Annotated in this window: 1 protein-coding gene; it reads right to left on the reverse strand. The window is 47.9% G+C overall.

What is annotated here, in order from left to right:
* On the reverse strand, window positions 1-712 hold a 712-nt coding region (locus EKC99_RS15350; protein ID WP_205597824.1), incomplete at both ends, for a UPF0236 family transposase-like protein.

Genomic DNA, 712 nt, shown 5'->3' on the forward strand with positions numbered 1-712 from the left:
CATCCCTCCAACTTCGACCGTTTTTACTTCGTTTCGCAAACACATGCATCGTTCCTTCCGCACTCCCCATCGCCCTCATGTTTGTCGTGTCGATCCCTTTTTCCTTCAACCATACGCGATAGTCACGCAAACATCCTGGCATCTCCCCGATCCGTCGAACAAACGCCTCGAGTTGCTTTTCCTTCTCCTCATGTTCTAGCGTACCGATGGCACTTGTGAGTTCTCGTAACACGCCTTCTTCATCCCATGATGCTAATTTCTTTCGAATCACCCGATATCTTGCATGACCTCGGAACAATTGACGAATCTCTCTCGCCACATGGAACCGATCGAGTTGAAAGTACCCTCTATCTCCGAAATATTCACGACAAGCCGTAATCCACGGCGCACCATCTCCATTGATGACGACCCAATCTTCTAGTGGATCATACCCATATTCTTTCACTAAGAAGCTCTCGACGGCTTCCCAGATTGGCTCATTCGTTTGATGAACATAGTAGCGTCGGTTCACCAAAGAAACTCGTTTGCCGTTTTTCTCCCATCCTTGGTGAATCGTCACAATTTTCTCTTCTTTCCCTTTCATGCGGCTTCGTTGGCGTTTGACGTATAGTCCGTCTGCCTCAATGAAAAATACCCGACCTTTTTTCTCCATCTTGCGGTGTCCAACGACTTCAGCCTCGACAATCAACTGACGAATCGTTTCGTGGCTCAT

It is taken from the genome of Anoxybacillus sp. MB8, from assembly GCF_011006755.1.
Classification (GTDB): Bacteria; Bacillota; Bacilli; order Bacillales; family Anoxybacillaceae; genus Anoxybacillus; species Anoxybacillus gonensis.